The organism is Agrobacterium sp. fls2-241-TYG-188a (assembly GCF_030209845.1).
On record NZ_JARVRD010000002.1, the window covers coordinates 855967 to 881726 of the forward strand.

Consider the following 25760-nt stretch of genomic DNA (forward strand, 5'->3'; position numbering starts at 1 on the left):
ATATTGATGAGGATGAGGAATCACATGCCAAGCATGGCGAAGTATCTGACCACCGCCCTTGTGGCGACTATGCTCGTTCTGCCTGCACACGTGCGGGCGCAGGACAGCAAGACCGTGCCATCCAGCACCGCAGAAATGCAGCTTTCCTTCGCGCCTCTTGTAAAGCGCACCTCCGGCGCCGTGGTGAACGTCTATGCCGAACGGGTCGTGGAGCGCCGCGCTTCGCCCTTTGCCGGCGACCCGTTCTTCGAGCAGTTCTTCGGCCAGCAATTGCCCAATCGCACCGAGAAGCAATCCTCCCTCGGTTCGGGCGTCATTGTCACGGCAAGCGGGCTCGTCGTTACCAACAACCACGTCATCGATGGCGCCGACGATATCAAAGTCGCACTCGCCGATGGTCGTGAATTTTCGTCCAAGGTACTCCTGAAGGATGATCGCATCGATCTGGCGGTGCTGAAGATCGATGCCAAGGAACAGTTTCCTGTCCTGCCGCTTGGCAATTCAGATGCGACTGAGGTCGGTGATCTGGTGCTGGCCATTGGCAACCCATTTGGTGTCGGGCAGACGGTAACCAGCGGCATCGTTTCGGCTCTTGCCAGAAATCAGGTCACTCAAGGTGACTTCGGCTTCTTCATTCAGACAGATGCATCCATCAACCCCGGCAACTCGGGTGGTGCCCTGATGAATATGGGCGGAGAGCTGATTGGCATCAACACCGCCATCTTCTCGCGCGGTGGTGGCTCGAACGGCATCGGCTTCGCCATCCCGGCAAATCTGGTCCGGGTGTTTCTGGCTGCAGCCGAAAAGGGCGATACCAGCTTCCAGCGACCCTACGTAGGAGCGACCTTTGACCCTGTAACCTCGGAAGTGGCCGAAGCGCTTGGCCTCAAGCGCGCACGCGGGGCACTGGTGGTCAGCGTCGTCAAGGACGGACCCGCCGAGAAGGCCGGCATCGAGCCCGGACAGGTGGTGACGGCGGTCAACGGTATCGAGGTTGAGCATCCCGATGCGCTGGGCTATCGATTGACGACCGCAGGCATCGGCAAATCCGCGAAACTGACCCTGATCGACAAGGGCAAGGAAAAGACGGCGACAATCGCGCTCGATACGGCGCCTGAGACAGCACCGCGTGACGAACGCCTGCTGGAAGGTCGCAATCCCTTTGCGGGCGCAACGGTTGCCAATCTTTCGCCAAAGCTTGCGGATGAGTTGCGCATGCCAACCAGCACCGCGGGCGTCGTCATTCTCGACGTCAAACGCAATTCGCCAGCCGCACGGGTGGGTTTCCAGCCAAAGGACATCATCATGTCCCTCAATGGAACGGAAATGACGTCGACGGCGGATGTGGAGCGCGCACTGGAGGATAATCCCGGTTTCTGGCGTCTGGAAATCGTCAGGGATGGCCAGCGCATCCGGCAATTCCTGCGATGAGTGGCGATCTCTTTGCTCCTCAGGTTCCGGCAGAGGTCGCCAACCGGCGACCCCTTGCTGACCGGCTGCGTCCGACGACCATCGCAGAGGTCACCGGCCAGTCACATCTGACGGGCGAAGAGGGCGTGCTGCGCCGAATGATCGAGAGCGGTTCCCTGGGGTCCATGATCTTCTGGGGCCCGCCCGGTACTGGCAAGACGACGGTCGCCCGCCTGCTTTCAGGTGAAGCAGGGCTAGCCTTTGAGCAGATTTCGGCCATTTTCTCAGGCGTCGCAGATCTGAAGAAGGTTTTTGAGAGCGCGCGGACGCGGCGGATGGACGGTCGGCAGACGTTGCTCTTCGTGGATGAGATCCACCGCTTCAACCGTGCCCAGCAGGACAGCTTTCTCCCGGTCATGGAAGACGGGACGATAATCCTTGTCGGCGCTACGACCGAAAACCCATCCTTCGAACTCAACGCCGCGCTTCTGTCGCGAGCGCGGGTTCTGACGTTCAAATCGCATGATGAGGAAAGTCTCGCCGAATTGCTGGCGCGTGCGGAATCCGTCGAGGACAAGCCGCTGCCGCTGACGGATGATGCCAGAGCGGCGTTGATCCGCATGGCAGATGGCGATGGTCGTGCTGTGCTGACGCTGGCCGAAGAGGTCTGGCGTGCCGCGCGCAAGGACGAGACATTCGATACGGAAGGGCTGACACGCATCGTTCAGCGCCGTGCGCCAATCTATGACAAGGCGCAGGACGGCCACTACAACATGATATCGGCGCTGCACAAATCCGTGCGCGGTTCTGATCCCGATGCTGCGCTCTACTATCTTGCGCGTATGTTCGACGCGGGCGAGGATCCGCTGTATCTCGGTCGTCGTCTGGTGCGTATGGCGGTGGAAGACATCGGTCTTGCGGACCCGCAGGCGCTGGTCATCTGCAATGCGGCCAAGGATGCCTATGATTATCTCGGTTCGCCGGAAGGCGAACTCGCGCTCGCGCAGGCCTGCGTCTACCTGGCGACGGCGCCGAAATCCAATGCGGTCTACACCGCATTCAAGGCTGCAACCCGCGCGGCCAAGGAAAGCGGCTCGCTGCTACCGCCCAAGCACATTCTGAATGCTCCGACGAAGTTGATGAAGGGCGAAGGCTATGGCGATGGATATCGCTATGACCATGACGAGCCCGACGCCTTTTCAGGACAGGATTATTTCCCGGAGAAGATGGGGCGCACCACATTCTATGATCCGCCCGATCGCGGTTTTGAACGCGATATCCGCAAGCGGCTGGACTGGTGGGCCAAGCTTCGGCGGGAACGCAACGCCAAATAGGGCAGGTGCCCCCGCTCAGGATGCGCGTCGGGTGATTGCCGCTTGTTGTGGCGGCAGCATCTTAACGGATGATTCCGCGAGTGCGGCATGCCCCTCGCAATCCACGATCAGATGCCAGTGCGATGTTTCTGGAATGACAACGCGCAGTGGCGACTTCTTCGCTACGCCGCCAAGATACTTGAAGTCGAGCATTTCGGTAAAACGCTGGTAATTGCCCGAATTCATCAGTCGGACATTGTTGATAGCGTTTAGCGAAACCTCGATGATTGCGCCCGCGCGCAGTTCCTTCAGGTCGTAATGGGTAAAGCGGAAGCTTGGCTTGGCCATATGGGTCGCCCTTATTTCGTAGCTCAGTCTCATAAGGTTACGCCGCGAGGATTAACGCTTTCTTTCATCGTCCCGTCAGAACCCTCACTTCTGATGCCGAGGCAGAGTGAAATCCGCGCGACCTCAAATCTTCCTCATGCAAGCATTCGCTGATGATTATAGAGGTGCGCATGAAAAGGGTTCGTTTACCAAATTTGTTTAAGATTTAGCTTGATTGCCGCGCGTTGCGGCCGCTGAAGGTGCAGGTTCTGGTATGGCGTATGTTTCCCTTCCGCGTCGCTTGGTGACGTTGCTGACAATGTCGACGGTGATCGTATCGTGTTCGGCGGAAGGGCTTGTCCCTCCTGCCGACGTCGATGGCGCAACCAGGGTCAGCTCCATTCAATCGTCCCGTCAACAGAATTACAGCGCGCCCTCCAGCCCCGTCATGCCGGGTCAGCCTGTCGAGCAATATGCACCGCTCGAGCAGCCGATGCCGGCGCAAACGCCTTCGCGAGACCCGCTGCTGCAGGCCGCTCCCGGACAGCAATATTCCACGCTGGATGCTCAACAGGCACGTCTGGGTGGGCAAGCCCCGCAAATGTCGAGTGAGATGGCCGAGGGGCAGGGCGGCGTCAATATGGACGACGGACTGGGCGTTGCGCCGGTGCGTGGGCTGGCGGAAGAGCAGGACATGGATATTGCTGCGCCCGGTCCACAGCCTGTAGATGACGCGATGAACAGCCAGATGTCTGCTCCACCGTTGCAGCGTCGACAGGTAAACAGTCAATCGCGCCTCATTCCTCCGCCCGGCGAAGGCCAGAAGCAGCGTCAGCCGGTGCAGGACGTGGCGATGATGATGCCGCAGAACCCGATGCAGGAGAGCAGGATGTCATCTCCACCGGGTATGATGCCCGCGTCGGAGATTTCATGCCGCTCCGAATTGCGCAGGCTGGGCGTGGCGTTTCGGGATGTGGGGCGCGTGTCGGATGGCCCCACCTGCGGCATTGATTACCCGATCGAGCTCAGCGGTCTTGCCAGCGGCGTCGCTATTCGCCCGGCGGTAAAGCTCAATTGCCAGGTAACGCTCGCCTTTGCCAAGTGGGTAAAGTTCGAGCTCGTTCCTTCATCGCGCTTCCGCTATCTCTCCGGTGTCGAGCGCATCACGCCGATGGGCGGTTATTCCTGCCGCAAGATGAACTCGCGCTCCAGCAATCCGTGGTCGGAGCACGCACGCGGCAACGCTATCGATATCGGCACCATCACGCTTAAGAACGGCAAGGAAATCGATGTGCGCAAGAAGAGCTTCTTTGCGTTTCGTGAGAAAGGTCTGCTCAAGGCGGTGCGCAGCGACAGCTGCAAGTATTTCTCGACGGTTCTTGGACCGGGCAGTGATCCCAATCACTGGAACCATTTCCATTTCGATCTTAGAACCCGCAAGTCCGGCTACCGTCACTGCGATTGAGGATTTTGGCGGAATGATAGCGCCAATGCGGCATCATGCCGCCTCGGGGATGGCTTTTTAGAAGTCTGGAACCTATATGCTTTCAATACGGATTACGTTGAAAGATGCCCCATGAATTCCCCGCAAAATCCAATTGTTTCCATCCAAAATCTCACAAAATCCTACGCCAACGGCTTTCAGGCGCTCAAAGGTGTCACCCTTGATATCTACAAGGGTGAGATTCTTGCGCTTCTGGGACCGAATGGCGCCGGAAAGACAACGCTGATTTCCATCATCTGTGGTCTGGTCAATCCGGGCGAGGGACGCGTCCTCGTTGATGGACATGATGTCGTCGGCGATTTCCGCAGGACGCGGGAACTGATCGGCCTCGTTCCGCAGGAACTGACGACGGACCAGTTCGAGACCGTCTGGAACACCGTTTCCTTTTCCCGCGGTTTGCATGGCAAGAAGAAGAATCCCGAGCTTATAGAGCGCATCCTGAAGTCCCTGTCGCTCTACAGCAAGAAGGACAACATGCTGCGCGAGCTCTCCGGCGGCATGAAGCGGCGCGTGCTGATTGCCAAGGCATTGGCGCATGAGCCGCAGATCCTTTTTCTGGACGAGCCGACTGCGGGTGTCGACGTGGCCCTTCGTCGTGACATGTGGCAGGTGGTCGAGGAGTTGCGCGCAACAGGCGTAACCATCATCCTGACCACGCATTACATCGAGGAAGCTGAAGAGATCGCCGATCGCGTTGGTGTCATCAACAGCGGCGAGTTGTTGCTTGTCGAAGAAAAGACCGCCCTGATGCAAAAGCTCGGCCGCAAGCAGCTGTCGCTGGAACTGGCCGAACCCATCAAGGTGCTGCCGGACAGTCTTTCCCGGTTCCAGCTCTCTCTTTCGCAAGACGGTAGCTGTCTGACCTACGAGTATGAGGGCAATGGCGAGCAGAGCCAGATCGCCGATCTTCTCTCGGCACTCGCAAGCGCCGGCATTCATTTCAAGGATATTTCGACACGCCAGAGCTCGCTGGAAGATATTTTCGTGGCGCTGGTGGGAGGTCAAAAATGAACTTCGAAGCCATCAAATCCATCTATCTCTTCGAAATGGCCCGTACGCGCCGCACCCTGTTGCAGAGCGTGGTTTCGCCGGTCATCTCGACCTCGCTCTACTTCATCGTCTTCGGCACGGCCATCGGCTCACGCATTCAGGAAGTCGATGGCGTATCCTACGGTGCGTTCATCACGCCTGGCCTGATCATGCTCACGCTTCTGACGCAATGTATCAGCAACGGCTCATTTGGAATTTATTTTCCAAAATTCACCGGGACGATTTACGAAATTCTATCTGCTCCCGTGGCGATGACTGAGATCCTGGCGGGCTATGTCGGAGCGGCGGCAACGAAGGGGCTATTGATCGGCACGATCATCCTTTTGACGGCTTCCTTCTTCGTGGACGTCTCGATTGCTCATCCATTCATGATGGTGCTTTTCTTCGTTCTCACCGCCATCAGCTTCAGCCTTTTCGGCTTCATCATCGGCATGTGGGCCACCAATTTCGAGCAGCTCAACCTCATTCCCATGCTGGTCATACCGCCTTTGACATTCCTTGGCGGCAGTTTCTATTCCATCAGCATGTTGCCGCCATTCTGGCAGACGGTCAGCCATTTCAACCCGGTGCTTTACCTGATCAGCGGTTTCCGCTGGAGTTTCTATGAGATATCGGACGTAAACCCTCTGCTCAGCCTCGGCATGATCGCCATCTTCCTCGCGGCCTGTCTGGGCGTAATCGGCTGGATGTTCAAGACAGGGTATAAGTTGAGGAACTGATCCTTCACTCGCACATCAAAACAGAAAAGGCAGCGCGAAGGCTGCCTTTTTTGTTGTGTGGCCATTCGAAACCTTACACAGGCCGAACCAGAATGTGCTTCTTCTTGCCCAGCGACAGCTTGATGACACCATCTGCCGTGACTTCGCCAGCGCCGATAACCTGACGTTCGTCCGACATGCTCTGGTCGTTGATCTTCACCGCACCGCCCTGAACGTGCCGGCGGGCTTCGCCGTTGGAAGCGGCAAGGCCAGCGCGCACGATCAGCGACAACAGGCCAAGCCCCGCCTCAAGTTCGCTCTTCGGCACTTCGATGGAGGGCAGGTTGTCGGCCAGCGCACCTTCTTCGAAGGTCTTGCGTGCTGTTTCGGCAGCCTGCTCTGCATTCTCACGGCCATGCAGCATGGCGGTGATTTCGGTCGCGAGGATCTTTTTCACCTCGTTGATCTCAGAGCCGCCAAGCGCCGAAAGGCGGGCAATCTCGTCCATCGGCAGCGTGGTGTAGAGCTTCAGGAAGCGCGATACATCGGCATCTTCGGTGTTGCGCCAGTATTGCCAGAAGTCATAGGCCGAGAGCATATCCGGGTTCAGCCACACGGCGCCATTCATAGACTTGCCCATCTTCGCACCTGACGACGTCGTCAGAAGCGGCGAGGTCAGCGCGTAAAGCTGTGGTGTACCCATGCGGTGACCGAGGTCGATACCGTTGATGATGTTGCCCCACTGGTCCGAACCGCCCATCTGCAAACGGCAGCCGGTGCGCTTGTTCAGCTCCACGAAGTCGTAGGCCTGAAGGATCATGTAGTTGAATTCGAGGAAGGACAGCGACTGCTCGCGGTCCAGACGTGTCTTGACGCTATCGAATGACAACATGCGATTGACCGAGAAGTGACGGCCGACATCACGCAGGAATTCGAGGTAGTTGATCTCACGCAGCCAGTCGCCATTGTTGATCATCAACGCAGGCGCGGTTGCGGCATCGTAATCGAGGTAATTCGAGAAGACCCGCTTGATGGAGGCAATGTTGCTTTCGATCGTATCGACCGTCATCAACTGCCGCGCCTCATCCTTGAAGGAGGGGTCGCCAACCATGCCGGTGCCGCCGCCCATAAGTGAAATCGGCTGGTGGCCGGTCTTCTGCATCCAGTGCAGCATCATGATCTGGATCAGACCGCCAGCGTGCAGGCTGGGTGCGGTCGGATCAAAGCCGATATAGGCAGTCACGGTTTCCTTGGCAAAGAGTTCATCGAGACCTGCCTCATCGGAGATCTGGTGAATAAAGCCGCGCTCATCGAGCGTGCGGAGGAAATCGGACTTGAACCTGGACATAACCTTTTTCTTTCTGGTTGGGTCTGTTGCATCACTGAAATGCCAGTGAATGCCGCGCCCTTAGCATTGTTTTTTGTAAATTGCACCCGTTTGCGCCATGAATATCGGCAATCGGTAACGGGTTGATTCCATCTGGCAGGAGAGCGGACATGGGCGAGGTCAAAACAGCGATAGGGCTGATGAGCGGCACGTCCATGGATGGCATCGATATCGGGCTGTTGCGCACGGATGGCGAAAGCGTGGTTCACCACGGCCCCAGCGGCTATTTCCCCTATGATGCCACGCTGCGCGCCACATGGCAGAAAGCGCTTGTTACGGCAAAAGCCATTCGCGAGCGCACGGAGCGTCCGCAGGATCTGGGGGAGGCGGAAAGGATACTGACGCTTGCCCATGCGGCAACGGTCAAATCCTTCCTTCACCGTCATGGCTTGGCTGCCGATGAAATCGACATCATCGGCTTCCACGGACAGACGGTTCTGCACCGCCCGGATGATGCGCTGACGGTGCAGATTGGTGATGGTCCTCTGCTGGCTGAGGAAACCGGCATCGCAGTCGTCTATGATATGCGTGCGAATGATATGGTCCATGGCGGGCAGGGCGCACCACTCATTCCGGTCTATCACGCAGCCCTTGCCGCCAATCTGCCGGAGCAGTTCGAAACGCCTGCGGTGTTCGTGAATATCGGCGGCATTTCCAACCTCACCTATATCGGCGAGAGCGGCGAGCTTGCTGCTTTCGATAGCGGCCCCGGCAACATGCTGATCGACCAGTGGATCGAGGCGCATACCGGCAAGGCTTACGACAAGGGCGGTGCGACTGCGGCACGGGGTGCGGTGGTCCCATCACTGGTGGAACGCTATATGCAAAGCCCGTTCTTTTCCGCAAATATCCGCCGTTCGCTGGATCGCTCGGATTTCATGCCACCTGCAAAGGGTGAGGTTTCGCTGGAGGATGGTGCACGTACGCTGGCGCATCTCACGGGTGCCGCCATTCTGAAGTCTGCCAGCTATTTGCCGGAGGGCGCCAAGACCTATGTCGTTTGTGGTGGTGGCCGGCTGAACGCCGTCATTATGCATGAGTTCGCGACGCAAGCCGCGACACTTGGTGCCAAGGTGATCGCCGCAGAGGACGCGGGTTTTGATGGCGGTGCAATGGAGGCCGAAGCCTGGGCCTATCTCGCCGTGCGGTCGCTGACAGGCTTGCCTCTGACCTATCCCGGCACTACGGGTGTGAGGGAGCCGGTGACGGGTGGGGTTTTTGCGCGACCTACAAGGGAATCCATAGAATGACGTCAGAAGTCATTATCGAAACGCCACGCCTAAAGTTAGTAATGTGGCAACGTGACGATGCGGAACTTGTTCACACCTTGCATTCAACTGTTGAAACCACGCGATATCTCGGTGACGGAAAAGTCTGGAGCCTTGGACAATCGCAGGTACGCCTGGCGAACTGGTTTGAGGAGCATTCGCGGGACGGAACAACGAAATACAAGCTGATCGCTCGTGACGATAGCCGATTTTTAGGTCGCGCGGGATTTTCACTCTTTGGTGGCGATCGCCCGGATCTCGAACTGGGATATTCGCTGCGTCAGGAAGAATGGGGAAAAGGCTACGCCACCGAGATAGGATATGCTTTGCGCGAATGGTTTTTCGCCAAAAATCTTGGGAGTAGGTTTATCGGTTTTACCCACCCTGAGAACGTTGTTTCGCAGAGGGTCTTAAAGAAAATCGGCATGCGATGCCGCACGCCGATGATTGTGGACGGACGCGAATGTCCGACATTTGAATTCACCGCAGATATGCGGACATGATTACCGAATCCGCTTCGCCGCAGGCTCAGGCACCAGTTCGCCGTTGAGGCGGCGGTCGAGATAGTCTTCGCATTCGCTCATCAGCGTATCCACCTGTCCGTTGAAGAAGTGGTTGGCGCCGGGGACGGTGCGGTGGGTGATGAGGATGCCCTTCTGGGTCTTCAGCTTTTCAACCAGACCGTTGACGTCCTTTTCAGGTGCTACCTTGTCGGCATCGCCATTGATGATGAGGCCAGAGGACGGGCAGGGCGCTAGGAAGGAGAAGTCATAGGTGTTGGGCTGCGGCGCAATCGACATGAAGCCTTCGATTTCCGGGCGGCGCATCAGAAGCTGCATACCGATCCAGGCACCGAAGGAATATCCCGCCACCCAACAGCTCTTGCTATCCGGATGCAGGCCCTGCACCCAATCCAGCGCTGATGCTGCGTCGGAGAGCTCACCGGCGCCGTGGTCGAATTCGCCCTGGCTGCGGCCGATGGAGCGGAAATTGAAACGCAGTGTGGTAAAGCCGCGTTTCTGGAAGAGGTAGAACAGCTGGTAAACGATCTGGTTGTTCATCGTGCCGCCAAACTGCGGGTGCGGATGCAGGATGATGGCAATCGGGGCGCTTTTTTCTTTTGACGGCTGGTAACGGCCTTCGAGGCGACCCGCAGGGCCGTTGAAAATGACTTCGGGCATTGGTACTCCGGTCGTGTTTTTCTATTTCTGACGCTTCCATGCGCAAGAAGACTTGACGCGGATGGTCAGCTTTTCTAAAACCCAGTTTAGAATTATTCGAAACTTCGCGTGCCTTAAGCACTGTTGGACGTGTCATAAGGCAAGCGCGACTGAAATTTCAAGGAAAATGCGCTTTCGCGCATCAATCATAGGTAAACAGAAGCAAATTCCCGTATGAGCACCACGATGCGCACATATCTCGACTGGAACGCGACAGCGCCTCTGCTGCCAGCCGTTCGGGATGCGCTTGTCCGGGCGCTGGATTTGCCTGGCAACCCGTCGTCCGTCCATAGGGAAGGTCGGATTGTGCGTGCCGAAATCGAAGCCGCCCGTCGCGATGTGGCGGCGCTGGTTGGTGCGGAAGTGGCCCATGTCATTTTCACGAGCGGTGCGACCGAGGCTGCGAATCTCATTCTCTCGCCTGCTTTCAAGATGGGCCGGGCGGCGCTGTCTGTCGGGCATCTCTATGTTTCGGCCATAGAACATCCCGCAATTCGCGAGGGTGGGCGGTTTGACAAGGCGGATGTCAGTGAAATCGCGGTAACGTCTGAGGGCACTCTCGATCTCGCCGCGCTGGAGCAAGCCCTGGCATCCCATGATGCCGCCAAGGGTCTTCCCATGCTGGCGCTCATGCTGGTCAACAACGAAACCGGAATTATCCAGCCCGTTGAAGATGCCGCGCGCCTTGTTCACGCAGCGGGCGGCTTGCTTGTTGTCGATGCCGTTCAGGCTGTGGGACGTATCGCAGTCGATATCCAGACGCTCGGCGCGGACTTCCTCATTCTGTCGTCTCACAAGATCGGTGGTCCCAAGGGCGTAGGTGCGCTGATTTCCCGCGGCGAGGTGATGATGCCGAAGCCATTGATCCATGGCGGCGGTCAGGAAAAAGGCCATCGGTCCGGTACGGAAAACACATCTGCCATCATTGGCTTTGGTGTGGCGGCATCTGAAGCTCTTGGCAGGCTCGATGGGGAAGCCGTGCGCATTGCGGGGCTTCGCGCTGTACTGGAAGACGCGATGCAGACGGTTGCGCCTGATGTGATCATTCATGGCAAAGACGTGAGCCGTGTCTGCAACACGACCTTCTTTACTTTGCCGGGTTTGAAATCCGAAACGGGCCAGATTGCTTTCGATATTGAAGGCGTGGCGCTGTCTGCGGGATCGGCTTGTTCCTCCGGGAAAGTCGGGGAAAGCCACGTGCTGACAGCTATGGGGCAGGACCCGAAGCTGGGTGCGCTGCGCATTTCGCTTGGCGCGGCCACGCAGCGGGCAGATATCGACAAGGCCATCGCCGCCTTCGCCACAATAGCGGGACGGCGAAAACGGGCCGTGCAGGCCGCTTAGGGCCAAAAACAATTGCGGAAAGTCAAAATTCCGCTTGCCGGAGAGTGTGAAAAGCGCCATCCGAACACTAAATAAGGCGTAGCAAAGAAAGTTGCGCCTGACACGAATGGAGGCAGGTATTCTGCCTCGATACGTTGACAAGCCACCGGACCTTGTATCCGGCGAGATTGGAGAACGACTATGGCTGCGGTTCAGGAAACGATCGATCAGGTCCGCCAGATCGATGTGGACCAGTATAAATACGGTTTTGAAACCATGATCGAAGTGGACAAGGCACCCAAGGGCCTGTCCGAAGACGTGATCCGTTTCATTTCCGCCAAGAAGCAAGAGCCGGAATGGATGCTGGAATGGCGCCTTGACGCCTACAAGCGCTGGCTGACGATGGAAGAGCCCACCTGGGCGCGCGTCAATTACCCGAAGATCGATTTCAACGATCTCTATTATTATGCGGCACCCAAAAGCACGCCCGGCCCGAAATCGCTGGATGAGGTCGATCCGGAACTGCTCAAGGTCTATGAAAAGCTCGGCATTCCGCTGAAGGAACAGGAAATTCTGGCTGGCGTCGAAAACCGTCGCGTTGCCGTGGATGCCGTGTTCGACAGCGTGTCGGTCGTTACCACCTTCAAGGCGGAACTTGCCAAGGCCGGCGTGATCTTCATGTCGATCTCGGAAGCCATTCGCGAATATCCGGAGCTGGTGAAGAAGTACATCGGCTCCGTTGTGCCGACGACCGACAATTTCTACGCGACGCTGAACTCCGCAGTCTTCACCGACGGTTCTTTCGTGTTCATTCCGAAGGGCGTTCGTTGCCCGATGGAACTGTCCACCTATTTCCGTATCAACGAGAAGAACACCGGACAGTTCGAGCGTACGCTGATCATCGCGGAAGAGGGCGCTTACGTGTCCTATCTCGAAGGCTGCACAGCACCGCAGCGCGACGAAAACCAGCTTCACGCTGCCGTGGTTGAGCTCGTCGCTCTGGATGACGCCGAAATCAAATATTCCACCGTCCAGAACTGGTATCCGGGCGACAAGGACGGCAAGGGCGGCATCTACAACTTCGTGACCAAGCGCGGTGATTGCCGTGGCAATCGTTCGAAGATTTCCTGGACGCAGGTCGAAACTGGCTCTGCCATCACCTGGAAATACCCGTCCTGCATTCTGCGCGGCGATGACAGCCGTGGCGAGTTCTACTCGATCGCCGTGTCCAACGGTCATCAGCAGATCGACAGCGGCACCAAGATGATCCACCTCGGCAAGAACACGTCGAGCCGCATCATCGCCAAGGGCATCGCTGCCGGCTTCTCGGAAAACGTCTATCGCGGCCAGGTTTCGGCCCACCGCAAGGCAACAAACACGCGCAACTTCACGCAGTGCGACTCGTTGCTGATCGGCGACAAGTGCGGTGCTCACACCGTGCCTTACATCGAAGCGAAGAACTCGTCCTGCCAGTTCGAGCATGAAGCCACGACCTCGAAGATTTCCGAGGACCAACTGTTCTACTGCCTGCAACGCGGCATCCCCGAAGAGTCGGCCATCGCGCTGATCGTCAACGGCTTCGTAAAGGACGTGATCCAGCAGTTGCCGATGGAATTTGCGGTTGAAGCGCAGAAGCTGATCGGCATTTCGCTTGAGGGATCTGTGGGCTAACCCACCGTTCGTCATCCTCGGGATAAGCCCGAGGACGACGGATGTGAGAATTGAGACCGGCCTGTAACGGGCTTACGAGGCGGCCTTTGAAACCGCTGTACGGATAGGAAACAAACATGCTTGAAATTATCGACCTGCACGCAAAGATCGCCGATACCGACACGCAGATCATCAAGGGCTTGAACCTGAAGGTTGCGGCTGGCGAAGTGGCGGCTATCATGGGGCCAAACGGCTCTGGCAAGTCCACGCTGTCCTACATTCTGTCGGGGCGCGAAGATTACGAAGTCACTTCCGGTGACATTCTCTATAACGGCGAAAGCATCCTGGAACTGGACGCTGCCGAGCGTGCGGCCAAGGGCATCTTCCTTGCCTTCCAGTACCCGGTCGAAATTCCCGGCGTTGCCACCATGCAGTTCCTGAAGGTTGCCATGAACGAGCAGCGCAAGGCACGTGGCGAAGCTGAACTGACGACACCTGACTTCATCAAGAAGGTCAAGGAAGCGGCTGGCGATCTGAAGATCGACATGGACATGCTGAAGCGCCCGCTGAACGTCGGCTTCTCCGGCGGTGAAAAGAAGCGAGCCGAGATTCTGCAGATGGCGCTGCTTGAGCCGAAGCTCTGCGTGCTCGACGAAACCGATTCTGGTCTCGATATCGACGCGTTGAAGATCGTGGCCGATGGCGTCAACGCGCTGAAGTCTCCGGACCGTGCGACCATCGTCATCACCCACTATCAGCGCTTGTTGGATTACATCGTCCCGGATAGCGTCCACGTTCTCTACAAGGGCAAGATCATCCGGTCCGGCGACAAGAGCCTCGCTCTTGATCTGGAATCCAACGGTTATGCCGACATCATCGGTGAAGCAGCCTGATTGGCTGGGAAAGGTGATGTGATGAACATGCAAACAACCAACCGGCAGACGCCAGCGGAAACCACGCTGGTCGAAGCCTTCACCGCAAAGTTCAGCGAACTGCCGGGCGATGGCAATGTCGTCGCCGCGCGTGACGTGCTGTTTGACGATCTGAAGACAGGCGGGCTGCCGACACGCCGTATTGAGGCTTGGCACTACACCGACCTGAAGACGCTGCTGCGTGCCATCCCGGAAGATGCTCCAGCTCCAATGATTGAGAAGCGTGCGGCACTGGTTGCCGGTGCGCCAATCGCTTATGTCATGCAGGGCAAGGCAATCGACGCTCAGATCGAAGGCTTTACGGTGGCAAGCTATGCGGAAAGCCTTTCCGACGGCACCGCCGCAGCAACTCTCGTGGCAGCCAGCAACGATGATGCGATTGGTCGTATCAATGGCAGCTTCGTGCGCGATGGCCTCTCGGTTGTCGTCCCCGAGGATTCCATTGTGGTCAATCCGCTCGAGCTTCAGGTAATCCATGGTGCTGGGCAGATTCACAGCCGTTTTCCGGTTCGCTTTGGAAAGGGCTCCAAGGCCACCGTCATCGAGCGTCACCTGTCGGTGACGTCTGATGCGGCGCTGGTTTCTTCGGTCAGCGAAATCGAAGTGCAGGATGGCGCGGAGGCGACCTATATCGTCCTGCAGCAGCAGGGTGCGGCGGATACGCATCTTGGCCAGCTGCGCATTACGATGGGCGCCGATGCCAAGCTGCGTTTGTTCGTCGTCAATGCAGGTGGCAAGCTCGTGCGGCAGGAACTGCGCATCGATGTGCAGGGTGAAAATTCCGACCTTTCCATTCGCGGCGTCAATCTTCTGGGCGGCGAAACGCATACGGATGTCACGATGGTTCTCGGTCACAATGTACCGAACACCAGCTCGACAGAAGTGTTCCGCAACGTTGTCTTCGACCGCGCCAGAGGCATTTTCCAGGGCATGATCCGGGTTGCACCCGACGCTCAGAAGACCGATGCCAAGATGGCCTGTAACACGTTGCTGATGTCTGACGATGGCGAGTTCTCGGCCAAGCCGGAACTGGAAATCTTTGCAGATGACGTTCAGTGCGGCCATGGCGCAACCGTAGCCGATATCAGCGACAACCATCTTTACTATCTGATGGCGCGTGGCGTGCCACGGGCAAAGGCCCGTGCGATGCTGGTCAATGCTTTCGTCGATGAGATCGTTGAAGAGCTTGAAGACGAAAATCTCGTTGCGGCGCTGGAAGATATCATCGCCGACTGGCTGGAACACCATGCCTGATAGCGAACGCGCCGCAGTGGCCGCCCCTTATGACGTCGAAGCCGTGCGGAAGGATTTTCCGATCCTTTCGCGCGAGGTCTATGGCAAGCCGCTGGTCTATCTGGACAACGGCGCGTCCGCTCAGAAGCCGCAGGTGGTTATTGATGCCATCTCGCACGCTTATGCCAATGAATATGCAAACGTCCATCGTGGCCTGCATTTCCTCTCCAATGCCGCAACGGATGCTTACGAAGCGTCGCGCGAAAAGGTGCGCCGCTTCCTGAATGCCGGATCGGTGGACGAAATCGTCTTCACGAAATCCTCGACCGAGGCGATCAACACGGTTGCCTATGGTTATGGTATGCCGAAGATCGGGGAGGGCGACGAGATCGTCCTGTCGATCATGGAGCACCATTCCAACATCGTTCCATGGCACTTCATTCGCGAGCGGCAGGGTGCCAAGCTCGTCTGGGTGCCTGTCGATGATGAGGGCGCTTTCCACATCGAAGACTTTGAAAAGAGCCTGACCGAAAAGACCAGGCTCGTTGCGATCACCCATATGTCCAACGCGCTGGGCACGGTTGTTCCCGTCAAGGAAATCTGCCGTATCGCCCACGAGCGTGGCATTCCGGTGCTGGTCGATGGCAGCCAGGGTGCTGTGCATATGCCTGTCGATGTTCAGGATATTGACTGCGACTGGTATGTGATGACCGGTCACAAGCTTTACGGCCCATCCGGCATTGGCGTTCTCTATGGCAAGGCCGACCGCCTGCGCGAGATGCGTCCGTTTCAGGGTGGCGGCGAGATGATTCTCGACGTATCCGAGGACACCATAACCTATAATGAGCCACCGCATCGTTTCGAAGCGGGCACACCGCCCATCGTGCAGGCCATAGGTCTCGGTTATGCGCTTGATTACATGGAAGGTGTCGGTCGTGCCGCGATTGCCGCGCATGAGGCCGATCTGGCTGCCTATGCTACAGAACGTCTTCGCGACATCAACTCGCTTCGCATCATCGGGAACGCACCGGGTAAGGGCGGAATCTTCTCGTTTGAGCTTGAAGGTATTCACGCGCATGACGTCTCTATGGTGATCGACAGGCGCGGTGTGGCCGTGCGCGCTGGCACCCATTGTGCCATGCCGCTCTTGAAACGCTTTGGCGTTACCTCCACATGCCGTGCATCGTTCGGCCTCTACAATACGCGCGCAGAAGTGGACGCCCTGGCCGAGGCGCTTGACTACGCCCGCAATTTTTTCGCCTGAGGATCAGGACCATGACAACAGAGACGACCGAACAGACACAAGGTGTAACCGAAGCTCCGGCCAAGGTTTCCGCTATCGCGCCAGATGAACTGGCGCGGATCAGCGACGATGTGATCGCCGCTCTCAAAACGGTCTATGACCCGGAAATTCCGGCCGATATTTTCGAACTCGGCCTTATCTACAAGATCGATGTCGAAGACGACCGCATGGTCAAGATCGTCATGACGCTGACGGCACCCGGTTGCCCGGTCGCAGGCGAAATGCCGGGCTGGGTAGAAAATGCCGTGGGCGCCGTTGAAGGTGTGTCCGGCGTCAACGTCGAAATGACCTTCGATCCGCCGTGGACGCCTGAACGCATGTCGGAAGAGGCGCAGGTCGCCGTTGGCTGGTACTGAGGCAACTGTGTTTTGCCGTGCCAGCCTATTGATACTCCCTGTCGGTAGGACTAGATTCACGCCATGAAGCATCGGGCCTTGAACCCGATTGTGAAGGAGAATGAGCCCATGGGCTTTGCTGTTATGACCATGACCGAGGCTGCTGCCGCGCGTGTCAAGGCAATCGTCGCCAATTCCGGCCCAGACGCCAAGGGCGTCCGAGTCGGTATCAAGAAGGGTGGCTGCGCAGGCATGGAATACACCATCGATCTGGTGACCGAGCCTTCCGCCAAGGACGATCTCATAGAATTTCAGGATGCAAAAGTCTGGATAGAGCCATCGGCCGTGCTGTATCTCTTGGGCACACAGATGGATTTCGAAACCACAAAACTCCGATCCGGCTTTACCTTCAGCAATCCAAACCAGACTTCGGCCTGCGGCTGCGGTGAGTCTGTCGAGCTGAAACCGGCAGACCTGGCCGCTCTAGCCAAGCAGCGGGAAGAGGCTGGCGCGTCGGCGTGAACATACGGGTGATCCAGGAGCCCAGTTTCGTGGGTTCTGGTCTATGTTTGATTTAGCTATCAACTGATCGTTTTTGGGAGCCTCGGTTAACGTCGGACGATGTCGCCCCTCGCTGTTTCCACAGAGCATACACCAGGGCGCTGGCGCCCTCGTGATGTTGATTCCATCTGCCGCATGGGGAAAAGCGTGCTCAGATGCCGCTGCCGACAACTGCGACAATCCGGAGGCTTGCGATGTCTGAGGTTCGTTTTGCCTCAATGACCAGCAGCACGTGGTAGCTATGGAAGATGCGAGAAAGTGCTGATTGGGAGGGGAGTGGTGAGAGGCGTGGGACTCGAACCCACGACCCGCGCATTAAAAGTGCGCTGCTCTACCAGCTGAGCTAGCCTCTCTCACCATTTTCGTCCTGCGCGTTTCCCTGACGTATCAACACACGGCATGTGTTTCGGTTCAGTTGCCGTATTGGCAGAATTGCGCTTATCCCGGTTGGCGGCGAAGCGCCCTTCGGAAGTGGGCGGAACATAGGGAGGGGCACGTCTGCGGTCAACCCATAAAAACAGGAATATTTCGCCTTCCCGCGTTTTTTTGTCACGGGCGTAAAAAGGTGATTGGTCGTAAGGGCTTGGCGGCGTTACAAGCATTTCGAAAAGTAGCGGAGCCCTGCCTTGTCCATCGCCGATATATCCCTGTTCACCGCGCTCCTGGCGGGAGCCCTTTCGTTTCTGTCCCCCTGCGTGCTGCCTTTGGTGCCGCCCTATCTCTGCTATATGGCGGGAATTTCCGTCGAGCAGTTCCGCGATGAACGATATGAAGCACAGCCGCGCGGGCGCAAGGCGGTGCTGCTTGCCGCGCTGTTTTTCACGCTGGGCTTTGCAACGGTGTTCGTGGCGCTCGGGGCAGGGGCATCCACGATCGGCATGGTCCTGCGCCAGAACCTCGATATCCTCGCCAAGGTCGGCGGCTTCATCATTATTTTGATGGGGCTAAATTTTCTGGGTGTGTTTCGTATAGGCCTGTTTTCCCGCGAAGCGCGGTTTCAGGGCGGCGGCAAGCCTGCGACCCTTTCAGGCGCCTATATCATGGGGCTCGCCTTCGCTTTTGGATGGACGCCCTGCATCGGCCCGGTGCTGGGGGCGATTCTTGGTGTTGCCGCGTCACGGGATACGGTGGGTGAGGGGGCAATGCTGCTGGCCGTCTATTCCGCCGGGCTTGCCATTCCCTTTCTGATTGCTGCCGGTTTTTCCGGTAGTTTCATGCGCTTCCTCACGCGGTTTCGCCGCCATCTCGGCGTTGTGGAAAAGGCAATGGGCGTTCTTCTCATTCTCACCGGAGTGGCCTTCATGTCCGGCTTCATTACGAATGCGGCGATCTGGTTTCAGGAAAGCTTTCCAATACTCATGCAAATCGGCTAAGCCCGCTCTGGTATCGCGAGGGCGAAGGGGGAGCCATGGCCGACATCGCCGGATTGCTGTTTCCGTTTTTCGGGCTGATCTTCATCGGATATCTGGCTGGGCGCATCACCAGACAGCCTGCTGAGGCCATGGGTTGGCTGAATACCTTCATCATTTATGCCGCCTTGCCAGCCTTGTTCTTCAAGCTGGTCGCGAAAACGCCCATCGATCAACTGGCGCGCATGGATTTCGTCGGCTTGAGCCTGCTTGCAACATACACCGTATTCACTTTGCTGTTCCTGATCGGCTATTTCATCCGCCGGAACAGTTTTGCGGATGCAACGATCCAGAGTTTTGCCGGAAGCTACGGCAATATCGGCTATATGGGGCCGGGACTTGCCCTGCTGGCTTTCGGGGAGCGCGCGGCTGTGCCGGTGGCGCTGATCGTCTGCCTGGAGAACGCTATGCACTTCATAACCGCGCCTGCGCTAATGGCGGTCGCGGGTGGTGACAAGCGCTCACCTTTGCGGCTTTCGGGAGATGTTGCCCGAAAAGTTTTGACGCACCCCTTTATCCTGTCCGTGCTCGTCGGCTTCCTTGCCGCCTTCATCGGCTGGCATCCGCCACAGCCTGTGCAACAACTGGTGGATTATCTGGCGCAATCGGCAGCGCCCTGTGCACTGTTTGCCATGGGCGTAACGCTGGCGTTGCGCCCGCTGAAACGTGTGCCGGTGGAAATCAGCTATATCGTCCCGGCAAAGCTCATCCTGCATCCGTTTCTGGCATATCTCGCCCTGTCGTCGTTTGGAAGCTTCGACCCCATCTGGGTCGCGACTGCGGTGCTGCTGGCGGCGTTGCCAACGGCGACGAATGTCTTCGTCATCGGCCAGCAATACCGGGTCTGGCAGGAGCGGGCTTCTGCGACGATCCTGGTTTCAACCGTGCTGTCAGTCTTCACCGTTTCTCTGGTGCTTTATGTCATCCGCGCCATGAGCGTTTGAGGCTTCCGACCAGAAGTGACGGCAGTGCCTTGAGCCCGCGCCCGGGCTCGATACCCTCCCGCATGACGATGCCGCGCAGCGGAGCAACGCTGGACAAAACATGCAGGCCTGCCGCACGCGCCACCTGCATGGGCAGGAATGCCGAAAGCAGGGAACGGTTGAGAAGATCAACGCTCAAAGTGCGGCTGACAACATCGACCCGGCGACGGCGATCAAATTTCGAACCGGCATCCGCGGGGAGCGGCCCGCCCGTAAGCGTTCCCAGCAATTCCGTCAGAACGATAATATCGCGCAGGCTGAGATTGAGGCCCTGTGCGCCGATTGGCGGAAAACCGTGGCCAGCTTCGCCAACCAGGGCCACGCGATCCTTGCCGAAACGATGCGCCGTCATGCTGGAGAGTGGCCATGTCTGAACGCTGTCTTCCACGGAGACTGTCCCCAACATGGACTGCATTCTTTCTTCGACCCGTTTGCTCAATTCCTCAAGCGGGAGGCTGGAGAGTTCGGCGGCCTGTGCCGGTGTCACGACCCAGACGAGGCTCGAGCGGTTGCCAACCAGAGGGACCTGCGTAAAGGGGCCTGTCGGCGTGTGAAATTCGGTCGATACGTTGTTGTGCGGACGCGTGTGAGAGAAATTCAGCACCATCGCCGTTTGCGGGTAAGACCAGGACCGCACATCGATGCCAGCGGCTTCGCGGACCTTCGACTTACGGCCGTCTGCGCCAATGACGAAACTTGCGACCACTGTCTCGCCGTTGTCGAGCGTGATTGCCGCTTCGTGCTTGCCCAACTCGATGGTTTCGGCCGAGGCTTCGATCACGGTAATATTGCTTTCCCGCGAAACGGCTTCGGAGAGCGTTTTCAACAGGACATCGTTTGGCATGTTCCAACCAAATGCCGGAAGCCCGATCTCTGATGACCGGAAGGCGACGGTCGGCGCGCGCAGCAGCCGGTCTGTCCCATCGAGAATCTGCATCGTCGAAAGCATCGCGGCAGATGGCTCTATGGCGGACCAGAGGCCCAGACGGTCCAGAAAGCGGATGGACTGGTCCATCAATGCTGTGGTGCGCTTGTCGACCCTGTCGGCTTTTGGAGCAATCAATGCCACGTCACGGCCAGAGCGAGCCAGCGCAATGGCGGCCACCTGTCCCGCAAGACCCGCGCCAACAACAGCGATCTCGATGTTCTTCATCGTTCCAATCCACTTCACGAGCATATTCATCACAAATATAGGCATCAGGCACGGCTAAATCCAGCAGACATCTGTGTCGCGAAGGCCATGATCCCGATGTAAACTCAGTATTAGTACTTGGATAAGCGATCGGGAATGGTTGCAAAGAGTGGTGAATGGTCGCATACCGGAAAAGACGTAGCGGATGAAAAGCGAGGCGCTTGCGCTGATATGAAGATATTCAACTACAAGCGCGTGCCCTATGCCGAAATGCGGGCTTTCTCGGTCCACATCCTGACCGCATCCGGTTCCTTCCTGGCATTTCTCGGCGTGGTCGCCGCTGCTGAGCATCGGTTTGTCGATATGTTCTGGTGGCTGGGCCTTGCGCTTGCCGTCGATGGCATCGATGGCCCCATCGCACGCAAGGTGCGGGTGAAGGAAGTTCTGCCGAACTGGTCCGGGGACACGCTCGACAACATCATCGATTACGTGACCTACGTTCTCTTACCCGCCTTTGCGCTCTATCAAAGCGGCATGATCGGTGAGCCGTGGTCCTTTGTGGCCGCAGGCATGATCGTTGTTTCCAGCGCCATCTATTATGCCGACATGGGCATGAAGACGGACGAATATTTCTTCTCCGGTTTCCCGGTCGTTTGGAACATGGTCGTCTTCACCCTGTTTGTCATAGACGCAAGTGCGACCGCGGCGATGATCGTTGTTGCCATCTCTGTCGTTCTGACATTCCTGCCCATCAATTTTCTCCACCCCGTGCGCGTCAAGCGTCTTAGGGCGCTGAATATGGCTGTGTTTCTGGTGTGGTGTGCGCTCAGCGGATATGCGCTGCTGCTCCACTTCTCCTCGCCGGACTGGGTGGTGGCCGGCGTCGTCATCACGGGCATCTATCTTTACTGCATCGGCGGCATCATGCAGCTTTTCCCTTCGCTTGGTGCACGTTAACACCAGTCGTTCAAAACCTTTGCACTGACATCTTTTAGAGTTGTGCGCAGCAATAAAACCGGTATTTAGTATCAATAACGGGCACTGCCCAAATTTAGTGCATGGGTATCGATCCAGTCGTTCAACACTTCGAAGAAAGTGCGGCGGCGGGTTGGAAAAGGGGAACAGGTGACGGGATCGGTGACGTCTGGGGCCACGCCTCTATTGTCCGTTCGCCAGCTGACCAAGCTGTTTGGAACTTTCGGCGCTTGCAATGCGATCGATCTCGATATTGCGCCCGGTGAAGTTCACGCTTTGCTGGGTGAAAACGGCGCGGGAAAATCCACTCTGGTCAAGATGCTGTTCGGCGTTCTGGAACCATCTGCGGGTGAAATCCTGTGGAATGGTGAGGCGGTTCGCATCCGATCCCCCGGCGAGGCCCGCAAGCTCGGCATCGGCATGGTCTTTCAGCATTTCTCGCTATTCGAGGCGCTGACGGTTGCTGAGAATATTGCACTTTCTCTGGATCCAAAAATTTCGCTGAAGGAAATCGCTCGTGAGGCGGAAGCGCTGTCGAAGGCCTATGGACTTCCGCTCGATCCCTACGCTCATGTGGCCGATCTTTCGGTTGGTGAGCGCCAGCGTATCGAAATCGTGCGTGCGCTTCTGCAAAATCCGCAGCTCATCATTCTCGATGAGCCGACCTCCGTTCTGACACCGCAGGAGGCTGACCGGCTGTTCGAAACGCTGGCGAAGCTGAAAGCTGAGGGACGCTCTGTTCTCTATATCAGCCACCGCCTTGAGGAGGTGCAGCGCATCTGCGACCGCGCCACCGTGCTGCGCCATGGCGAAGTGACCGGCGCGTGCGATCCGCGCCAGGAAACACCGTCTTCGCTTGCGCGCATGATGGTGGGTTCCGATGTGGCGGGCATTCAGCGCGACGATTATTGCGCGCTCGGCGATGTCAGCGTTGAGATCGCCAATCTCTCCGTTTCGGCCCGTACCCCTTTTGCCGTTTCCCTCAAGGACATCTCCATGACGGTGCGTTCCGGCGAGGTTCTTGCCATTGCCGGTGTTGCCGGTAATGGGCAGGGGGAGCTGTTCGATGCCCTATCCGGCGAGTATCCCGTGACAGACGACAACGCAATTCGCCTGCGTGGCAAAGCCGTTGGTCGCATGGGGATCAACGGTCGCCGTCTGCTGGGCGCGGGCTTTGTGCCGGAAGAGCGGCTAGGCCATGCGGCGGTGCCGACGATGACGCTTTCGGACAACCTGCTTTTGGCGCGATATTACTCCGACAGGAAGGCGTTTCTTAAAGGTGGCTTCCTAAAAGTGATCGCAAATTCTACCATCAAGAAGGCGGCCAAACGCATTTCCGCATCAATGGACGTGCGCAAAAGTGGTGACGATCCGCTCGCTGGCTCTCTTTCGGGCGGAAATCTGCAAAAGTTCATCGTCGGGCGGGAGCTGGACCGCCAGCCATCGATCATGATTGTCAATCAGCCGACATGGGGTGTGGATGCCGGTGCCGCGAGCCGCATTCGCCAGGCGCTGGTGGATCTTGCCAAGGCGGGATCAGCCGTCGTCGTCATCAGCCAGGATCTGGATGAAATCTTTGAGGTGGCTTCCAGCATAGCCGTTATTTCCGATGGTCGGCTGTCGCAATCCTACCCGGCGGGAGACATGACGCGTGAAAAGATCGGACTTTTGATGGGCGGTATTCACACCGGACATGCGCAGGGGCAAGCCCATGCGCATTGAGCTTGAAAGACGCACGGGCGTTTCCAATCTGTTTGCCGTTCTGTCGCCCTTGCTGGCACTTTTCCTGACGCTGGTATTCGGTGCCATCATGTTCGCCATGCTGGGCAACAATCCGTTTACGGCGCTGTACAGCTTCTTCGTGGAGCCGCTGCTGGAGGTCTGGTCTCTGCATGAGCTGGCCATCAAGGCCGCCCCGTTGATCCTGATCGCGGTTGGCCTGTCCATCTGCTATCGCTCCAACAACTGGAATATCGGCGCTGAGGGGCAGTTCACCATCGGTGCCATCACCGGCTCCATTCTGCCGGTTCTCTATCCCGAGTGGCAATCGCCCATGATCCTGCCGCTGATGCTGGTCATGGGGGCCGTGGGCGGCGCGATTTATGCGGGCATCCCGGCTCTGCTGAAAACGCGCTTCAACACCAATGAAATTCTCACCAGCCTCATGCTTGTCTATGTGGCGCAGCTTTTCCTGGATTGGCTGGTGCGCGGCATGTGGCGCGATCCGGCGGGCTACAATTTTCCGCAGACAAAGCCCTTCAATGAAAGCGCCGTGCTGCCAGCAATTCTGGACTCCGGTCGCGCCCATTGGGGCATCGTCTTTGCCATCATCGCCGCTGTCGCCCTATGGTTCATGATGCGTTACATGCTCCGCGGATTTCAGGTCACCGTGCTCGGCCAATCGCCAAGGGCAGGGCGCTTTGCCGGATTTTCCTCACGTGGCATGGTCTGGTTTTCGCTGCTCGTTTCGGGCGGTCTGGCTGGTCTTGCCGGTATTTCGGAAGTCTCCGGCTCCATCGGCCATTTGCAGCCGTCAATCTCGCCCGGCTACGGATTTACCGCCATCATCGTTGCATTCCTCGGCCGCCTGAACCCTCTCGGCATCATCGCTTCCGGCTTTGTCCTGGCACTCACCTATCTCGGTGGCGAGGCGGTGCAGATGTCGATGCAGATTTCCGACAAGCTGGTGCGCGTCTTCCAAGGGCTGATGCTGTTCTTCGTCCTCTCCTGCGACACGTTGATCGTCTACAAGATCCGCATCCGTTTTGGCCGCGGGAAGAATGCTGAAGGAGCCGCGTGATGGATATGTTTCAGGCGATCCTTCTCACCGTCATCACAGCCGCCACGCCGCTGGTCATTGCTGCACTCGGCGAACTGGTGACAGAGCGGGCCGGGGTGCTCAACCTCGGTGTCGAGGGCATGATGATCATGGGCGCCGTCTGCGCCTTTGCTGCCGCCCATCTGACCGGGTCTCCCTATATCGGCATCGTCGCCGGAATTGTTTCCGGTGCCCTGTTCTCGCTGCTGTTCGGCTTCCTGACGCTGACGCTGGTCACCAATCAGGTCGCGACGGGTCTTGCCTTGACGATCCTAGGTCTTGGTGTGTCCGGTATGCTGGGCGAGAGCTTTGTTGGCCTGCCTGGCGTCAAGCTGCCGCCCATCGTCTTTCCGGTCCTGTCGGAGATTCCGGTTATCGGACCGGCTCTGTTCCGGCAGGATCTTATCTTCTACATGTCGATTGCGCTTGTCATCGGCATCGGCTGGTTTCTGTTCAAAAGCCGCACGGGCCTCAAGATGCGTGCCATTGGCGACAATCATGGCTCGGCCCATGCGCTCGGCATCAATGTCATCCGCATGCGCTACCTTGCCGTCATGTTCGGCGGTGCCTGTGCGGGGCTGGCTGGTGCGCAATTGTCGCTCGTCTATACGCCGCAATGGGTGGAAAACATGGCGGCTGGCCGCGGCTGGATCGCGCTGGCGCTGGTGGTCTTTGCCTCCTGGCGGCCATGGCGGGTTCTGGCGGGCGGATATCTCTTCGGTGCCGTCACCATCGGTCAGCTGCATGCACAGGCTTTCGGCATCGGTGTTCCGTCGCAACTTCTTTCAGCAATGCCTTACATAGCGACTATTGTGGTCCTCATCATCATCTCCCATAATCGCCGCACAACGCTGATCAATACACCGGCATCGCTCGGCAAACCGTTCGTTCCGGATCGCTAAAAAACCAGGTTCACGCCTAACCAAGCA

The 25760-nt window shown here is 57.8% G+C and carries 24 protein-coding genes and 1 tRNA gene; 20 read left to right on the top strand and 5 right to left on the bottom strand.

The features are described 5' to 3' along the window. Positions 1 to 24: 24 nt before the first annotated feature. Both QRN85_RS10920 and QRN85_RS10925 read left to right on the top strand, forming a co-directional pair. On the top strand, positions 25 to 1431 hold the full coding sequence (locus QRN85_RS10920) for a DegQ family serine endoprotease (protein ID WP_284757974.1): 1407 nt from the start codon (positions 25 to 27) through the stop codon (positions 1429 to 1431). Next, on the top strand, positions 1428 to 2744 hold the full coding sequence (locus QRN85_RS10925; protein WP_284757975.1) for a replication-associated recombination protein A: 1317 nt from the start codon (positions 1428 to 1430) through the stop codon (positions 2742 to 2744). The genes QRN85_RS10920 and QRN85_RS10925 overlap by 4 nt, the downstream gene beginning before the upstream one ends. A 15-nt stretch (positions 2745 to 2759) precedes the next feature. Here the strand turns inward: QRN85_RS10925 and QRN85_RS10930 are convergent, their stop codons facing one another. Continuing rightward, a complete protein-coding gene (locus QRN85_RS10930) occupies positions 2760 to 3071 on the bottom strand; it encodes a DUF1883 domain-containing protein (protein WP_062587276.1) in 312 nt (103 codons plus the stop codon). 253 nt (positions 3072 to 3324) lie between these two features. Here QRN85_RS10930 and QRN85_RS10935 point away from each other — a divergent pair, with 253 nt between their 5' ends. The 3 genes from QRN85_RS10935 to QRN85_RS10945 all read left to right on the top strand — a co-directional run bounded on the left by QRN85_RS10935 (position 3325) and on the right by QRN85_RS10945 (position 6323). After that, a complete protein-coding gene (locus QRN85_RS10935) occupies positions 3325 to 4515 on the top strand; it encodes an extensin-like domain-containing protein (protein ID WP_284757976.1) in 1191 nt (396 codons plus the stop codon). Positions 4516 to 4626: 111 nt separating this feature from the next. Continuing rightward, on the top strand, positions 4627 to 5565 hold the full coding sequence (locus QRN85_RS10940; RefSeq protein ID WP_062587071.1) for an ABC transporter ATP-binding protein: 939 nt from the start codon (positions 4627 to 4629) through the stop codon (positions 5563 to 5565). Further along, the gene (locus QRN85_RS10945; RefSeq protein WP_062587072.1) at positions 5562 to 6323 is read left to right on the top strand and encodes an ABC transporter permease; all 762 of its coding nucleotides are present in this window, start codon (positions 5562 to 5564) and stop codon (positions 6321 to 6323) included. The genes QRN85_RS10940 and QRN85_RS10945 overlap by 4 nt, the downstream gene beginning before the upstream one ends. 73 nt (positions 6324 to 6396) lie before the next feature. On the opposite strand, the gene tyrS is transcribed toward QRN85_RS10945, so the two are convergent. Further along, positions 6397 to 7650, bottom strand: coding sequence for a tyrosine--tRNA ligase (tyrS, locus tag QRN85_RS10950; protein ID WP_284757979.1), 1254 nt, complete (start codon positions 7648 to 7650; stop codon positions 6397 to 6399). A gap of 149 nt (positions 7651 to 7799) precedes the next feature. On the opposite strand from tyrS, the gene QRN85_RS10955 reads away from it, so the two are divergent. Then, entirely contained in the window at positions 7800 to 8939 is a 1140-nt protein-coding gene (locus tag QRN85_RS10955) for an anhydro-N-acetylmuramic acid kinase (protein ID WP_284757981.1), read from the top strand. Continuing rightward, positions 8936 to 9460, top strand: coding sequence for a GNAT family N-acetyltransferase (locus QRN85_RS10960; protein WP_284757983.1), 525 nt, complete (start codon positions 8936 to 8938; stop codon positions 9458 to 9460). Before QRN85_RS10955 ends, QRN85_RS10960 begins: the two co-directional genes overlap by 4 nt. Here QRN85_RS10960 and QRN85_RS10965 read toward each other — a convergent pair whose 3' ends face one another. Beyond that, complete coding sequence (locus QRN85_RS10965; RefSeq protein WP_062587075.1) at positions 9461 to 10138, bottom strand: alpha/beta hydrolase; 678 nt, start codon at positions 10136 to 10138, stop codon at positions 9461 to 9463. It abuts the gene before it with no gap. Positions 10139 to 10351: 213 nt separating this feature from the next. Between QRN85_RS10965 and QRN85_RS10970 the strand changes: the two genes are divergently transcribed. The 7 genes from QRN85_RS10970 (at position 10352) to sufA (ending at position 17475) form a co-directional block, all read left to right on the top strand. Then, entirely contained in the window at positions 10352 to 11521 is a 1170-nt protein-coding gene (locus tag QRN85_RS10970) for a cysteine desulfurase family protein (protein ID WP_284757985.1), read from the top strand. A gap of 180 nt (positions 11522 to 11701) precedes the next feature. Beyond that, positions 11702 to 13171 (top strand): Fe-S cluster assembly protein SufB, encoded by a 1470-nt coding sequence (gene sufB, locus QRN85_RS10975; protein ID WP_062587077.1) that lies wholly within the window; start codon positions 11702 to 11704, stop codon positions 13169 to 13171. A gap of 116 nt (positions 13172 to 13287) precedes the next feature. Beyond that, on the top strand, positions 13288 to 14043 hold the full coding sequence (sufC, locus tag QRN85_RS10980; protein ID WP_042615991.1) for a Fe-S cluster assembly ATPase SufC: 756 nt from the start codon (positions 13288 to 13290) through the stop codon (positions 14041 to 14043). A gap of 21 nt (positions 14044 to 14064) precedes the next feature. Beyond that, positions 14065 to 15336 (top strand): Fe-S cluster assembly protein SufD, encoded by a 1272-nt coding sequence (gene sufD, locus QRN85_RS10985; RefSeq protein WP_113093674.1) that lies wholly within the window; start codon positions 14065 to 14067, stop codon positions 15334 to 15336. Beyond that, entirely contained in the window at positions 15329 to 16579 is a 1251-nt protein-coding gene (locus tag QRN85_RS10990) for a cysteine desulfurase (protein ID WP_284758842.1), read from the top strand. The genes sufD and QRN85_RS10990 overlap by 8 nt, the downstream gene beginning before the upstream one ends. An 11-nt stretch (positions 16580 to 16590) precedes the next feature. Beyond that, positions 16591 to 16974, top strand: coding sequence for an SUF system Fe-S cluster assembly protein (locus QRN85_RS10995; protein WP_113093672.1), 384 nt, complete (start codon positions 16591 to 16593; stop codon positions 16972 to 16974). Positions 16975 to 17082: 108 nt separating this feature from the next. Then, positions 17083 to 17475 (top strand): Fe-S cluster assembly scaffold SufA, encoded by a 393-nt coding sequence (sufA, locus tag QRN85_RS11000; protein WP_062587082.1) that lies wholly within the window; start codon positions 17083 to 17085, stop codon positions 17473 to 17475. Between the two features lie 316 nt (positions 17476 to 17791). Here sufA and QRN85_RS11005 read toward each other — a convergent pair. Then, positions 17792 to 17867, bottom strand: a tRNA-Lys gene (locus QRN85_RS11005). A 273-nt stretch (positions 17868 to 18140) separates the two neighbouring features. Here QRN85_RS11005 and QRN85_RS11010 point away from each other — a divergent pair. Continuing rightward, a complete protein-coding gene (locus QRN85_RS11010; protein ID WP_113093671.1) occupies positions 18141 to 18887 on the top strand; it encodes a cytochrome c biogenesis CcdA family protein in 747 nt (248 codons plus the stop codon). 35 nt (positions 18888 to 18922) lie between these two features. Next, positions 18923 to 19867, top strand: coding sequence for an AEC family transporter (locus QRN85_RS11015; protein WP_284758002.1), 945 nt, complete (start codon positions 18923 to 18925; stop codon positions 19865 to 19867). Here the strand turns inward: QRN85_RS11015 and QRN85_RS11020 are convergent. Next, positions 19845 to 21059: a UbiH/UbiF family hydroxylase gene (locus tag QRN85_RS11020; RefSeq protein WP_284758004.1), complete on the bottom strand. Its 1215-nt coding sequence runs from the start codon at positions 21057 to 21059 to the stop codon at positions 19845 to 19847. The two genes, QRN85_RS11015 and QRN85_RS11020, sit on opposite strands and share 23 nt — an antisense overlap. A 210-nt stretch (positions 21060 to 21269) precedes the next feature. On the opposite strand from QRN85_RS11020, the gene pcsA reads away from it, so the two are divergent. The 4 genes from pcsA (at position 21270) to QRN85_RS11040 (ending at position 25733) form a co-directional block, all read left to right on the top strand. Then, positions 21270 to 21995 (top strand): phosphatidylcholine synthase, encoded by a 726-nt coding sequence (pcsA, locus tag QRN85_RS11025; RefSeq protein ID WP_284758005.1) that lies wholly within the window; start codon positions 21270 to 21272, stop codon positions 21993 to 21995. A 180-nt stretch (positions 21996 to 22175) separates the two neighbouring features. After that, positions 22176 to 23735: an ABC transporter ATP-binding protein gene (locus QRN85_RS11030; RefSeq protein ID WP_284758006.1), complete on the top strand. Its 1560-nt coding sequence runs from the start codon at positions 22176 to 22178 to the stop codon at positions 23733 to 23735. After that, the gene (locus QRN85_RS11035; protein ID WP_062587086.1) at positions 23725 to 24813 is read left to right on the top strand and encodes an ABC transporter permease; all 1089 of its coding nucleotides are present in this window, start codon (positions 23725 to 23727) and stop codon (positions 24811 to 24813) included. The genes QRN85_RS11030 and QRN85_RS11035 overlap by 11 nt, the downstream gene beginning before the upstream one ends. After that, positions 24813 to 25733: an ABC transporter permease gene (locus QRN85_RS11040; RefSeq protein ID WP_284758010.1), complete on the top strand. Its 921-nt coding sequence runs from the start codon at positions 24813 to 24815 to the stop codon at positions 25731 to 25733. Before QRN85_RS11035 ends, QRN85_RS11040 begins: the two co-directional genes overlap by 1 nt. The last annotated feature ends 27 nt before the right edge of the window (positions 25734 to 25760 follow it).

Coding starts and splice junctions, on each gene's coding strand:
- QRN85_RS10920 (WP_284757974.1), top strand. CDS start 25: ATGCCAAGCATGGCGAAGTATCTGACCACCGCCCTTGTGGCGACTATG.
- QRN85_RS10925 (WP_284757975.1), top strand. CDS start 1,428: ATGAGTGGCGATCTCTTTGCTCCTCAGGTTCCGGCAGAGGTCGCCAAC.
- QRN85_RS10930 (WP_062587276.1), bottom strand. CDS start 3,071: ATGGCCAAGCCAAGCTTCCGCTTTACCCATTACGACCTGAAGGAACTG.
- QRN85_RS10935 (WP_284757976.1), top strand. CDS start 3,325: ATGGCGTATGTTTCCCTTCCGCGTCGCTTGGTGACGTTGCTGACAATG.
- QRN85_RS10940 (WP_062587071.1), top strand. CDS start 4,627: ATGAATTCCCCGCAAAATCCAATTGTTTCCATCCAAAATCTCACAAAA.
- QRN85_RS10945 (WP_062587072.1), top strand. CDS start 5,562: ATGAACTTCGAAGCCATCAAATCCATCTATCTCTTCGAAATGGCCCGT.
- tyrS (WP_284757979.1), bottom strand. CDS start 7,650: ATGTCCAGGTTCAAGTCCGATTTCCTCCGCACGCTCGATGAGCGCGGC.
- QRN85_RS10955 (WP_284757981.1), top strand. CDS start 7,800: ATGGGCGAGGTCAAAACAGCGATAGGGCTGATGAGCGGCACGTCCATG.
- QRN85_RS10960 (WP_284757983.1), top strand. CDS start 8,936: ATGACGTCAGAAGTCATTATCGAAACGCCACGCCTAAAGTTAGTAATG.
- QRN85_RS10965 (WP_062587075.1), bottom strand. CDS start 10,138: ATGCCCGAAGTCATTTTCAACGGCCCTGCGGGTCGCCTCGAAGGCCGT.
- QRN85_RS10970 (WP_284757985.1), top strand. CDS start 10,352: ATGAGCACCACGATGCGCACATATCTCGACTGGAACGCGACAGCGCCT.
- sufB (WP_062587077.1), top strand. CDS start 11,702: ATGGCTGCGGTTCAGGAAACGATCGATCAGGTCCGCCAGATCGATGTG.
- sufC (WP_042615991.1), top strand. CDS start 13,288: ATGCTTGAAATTATCGACCTGCACGCAAAGATCGCCGATACCGACACG.
- sufD (WP_113093674.1), top strand. CDS start 14,065: ATGAACATGCAAACAACCAACCGGCAGACGCCAGCGGAAACCACGCTG.
- QRN85_RS10990 (WP_284758842.1), top strand. CDS start 15,329: ATGCCTGATAGCGAACGCGCCGCAGTGGCCGCCCCTTATGACGTCGAA.
- QRN85_RS10995 (WP_113093672.1), top strand. CDS start 16,591: ATGACAACAGAGACGACCGAACAGACACAAGGTGTAACCGAAGCTCCG.
- sufA (WP_062587082.1), top strand. CDS start 17,083: ATGGGCTTTGCTGTTATGACCATGACCGAGGCTGCTGCCGCGCGTGTC.
- QRN85_RS11015 (WP_284758002.1), top strand. CDS start 18,923: ATGGCCGACATCGCCGGATTGCTGTTTCCGTTTTTCGGGCTGATCTTC.
- QRN85_RS11020 (WP_284758004.1), bottom strand. CDS start 21,059: ATGAAGAACATCGAGATCGCTGTTGTTGGCGCGGGTCTTGCGGGACAG.
- pcsA (WP_284758005.1), top strand. CDS start 21,270: ATGAAGATATTCAACTACAAGCGCGTGCCCTATGCCGAAATGCGGGCT.
- QRN85_RS11035 (WP_062587086.1), top strand. CDS start 23,725: ATGCGCATTGAGCTTGAAAGACGCACGGGCGTTTCCAATCTGTTTGCC.
- QRN85_RS11040 (WP_284758010.1), top strand. CDS start 24,813: ATGGATATGTTTCAGGCGATCCTTCTCACCGTCATCACAGCCGCCACG.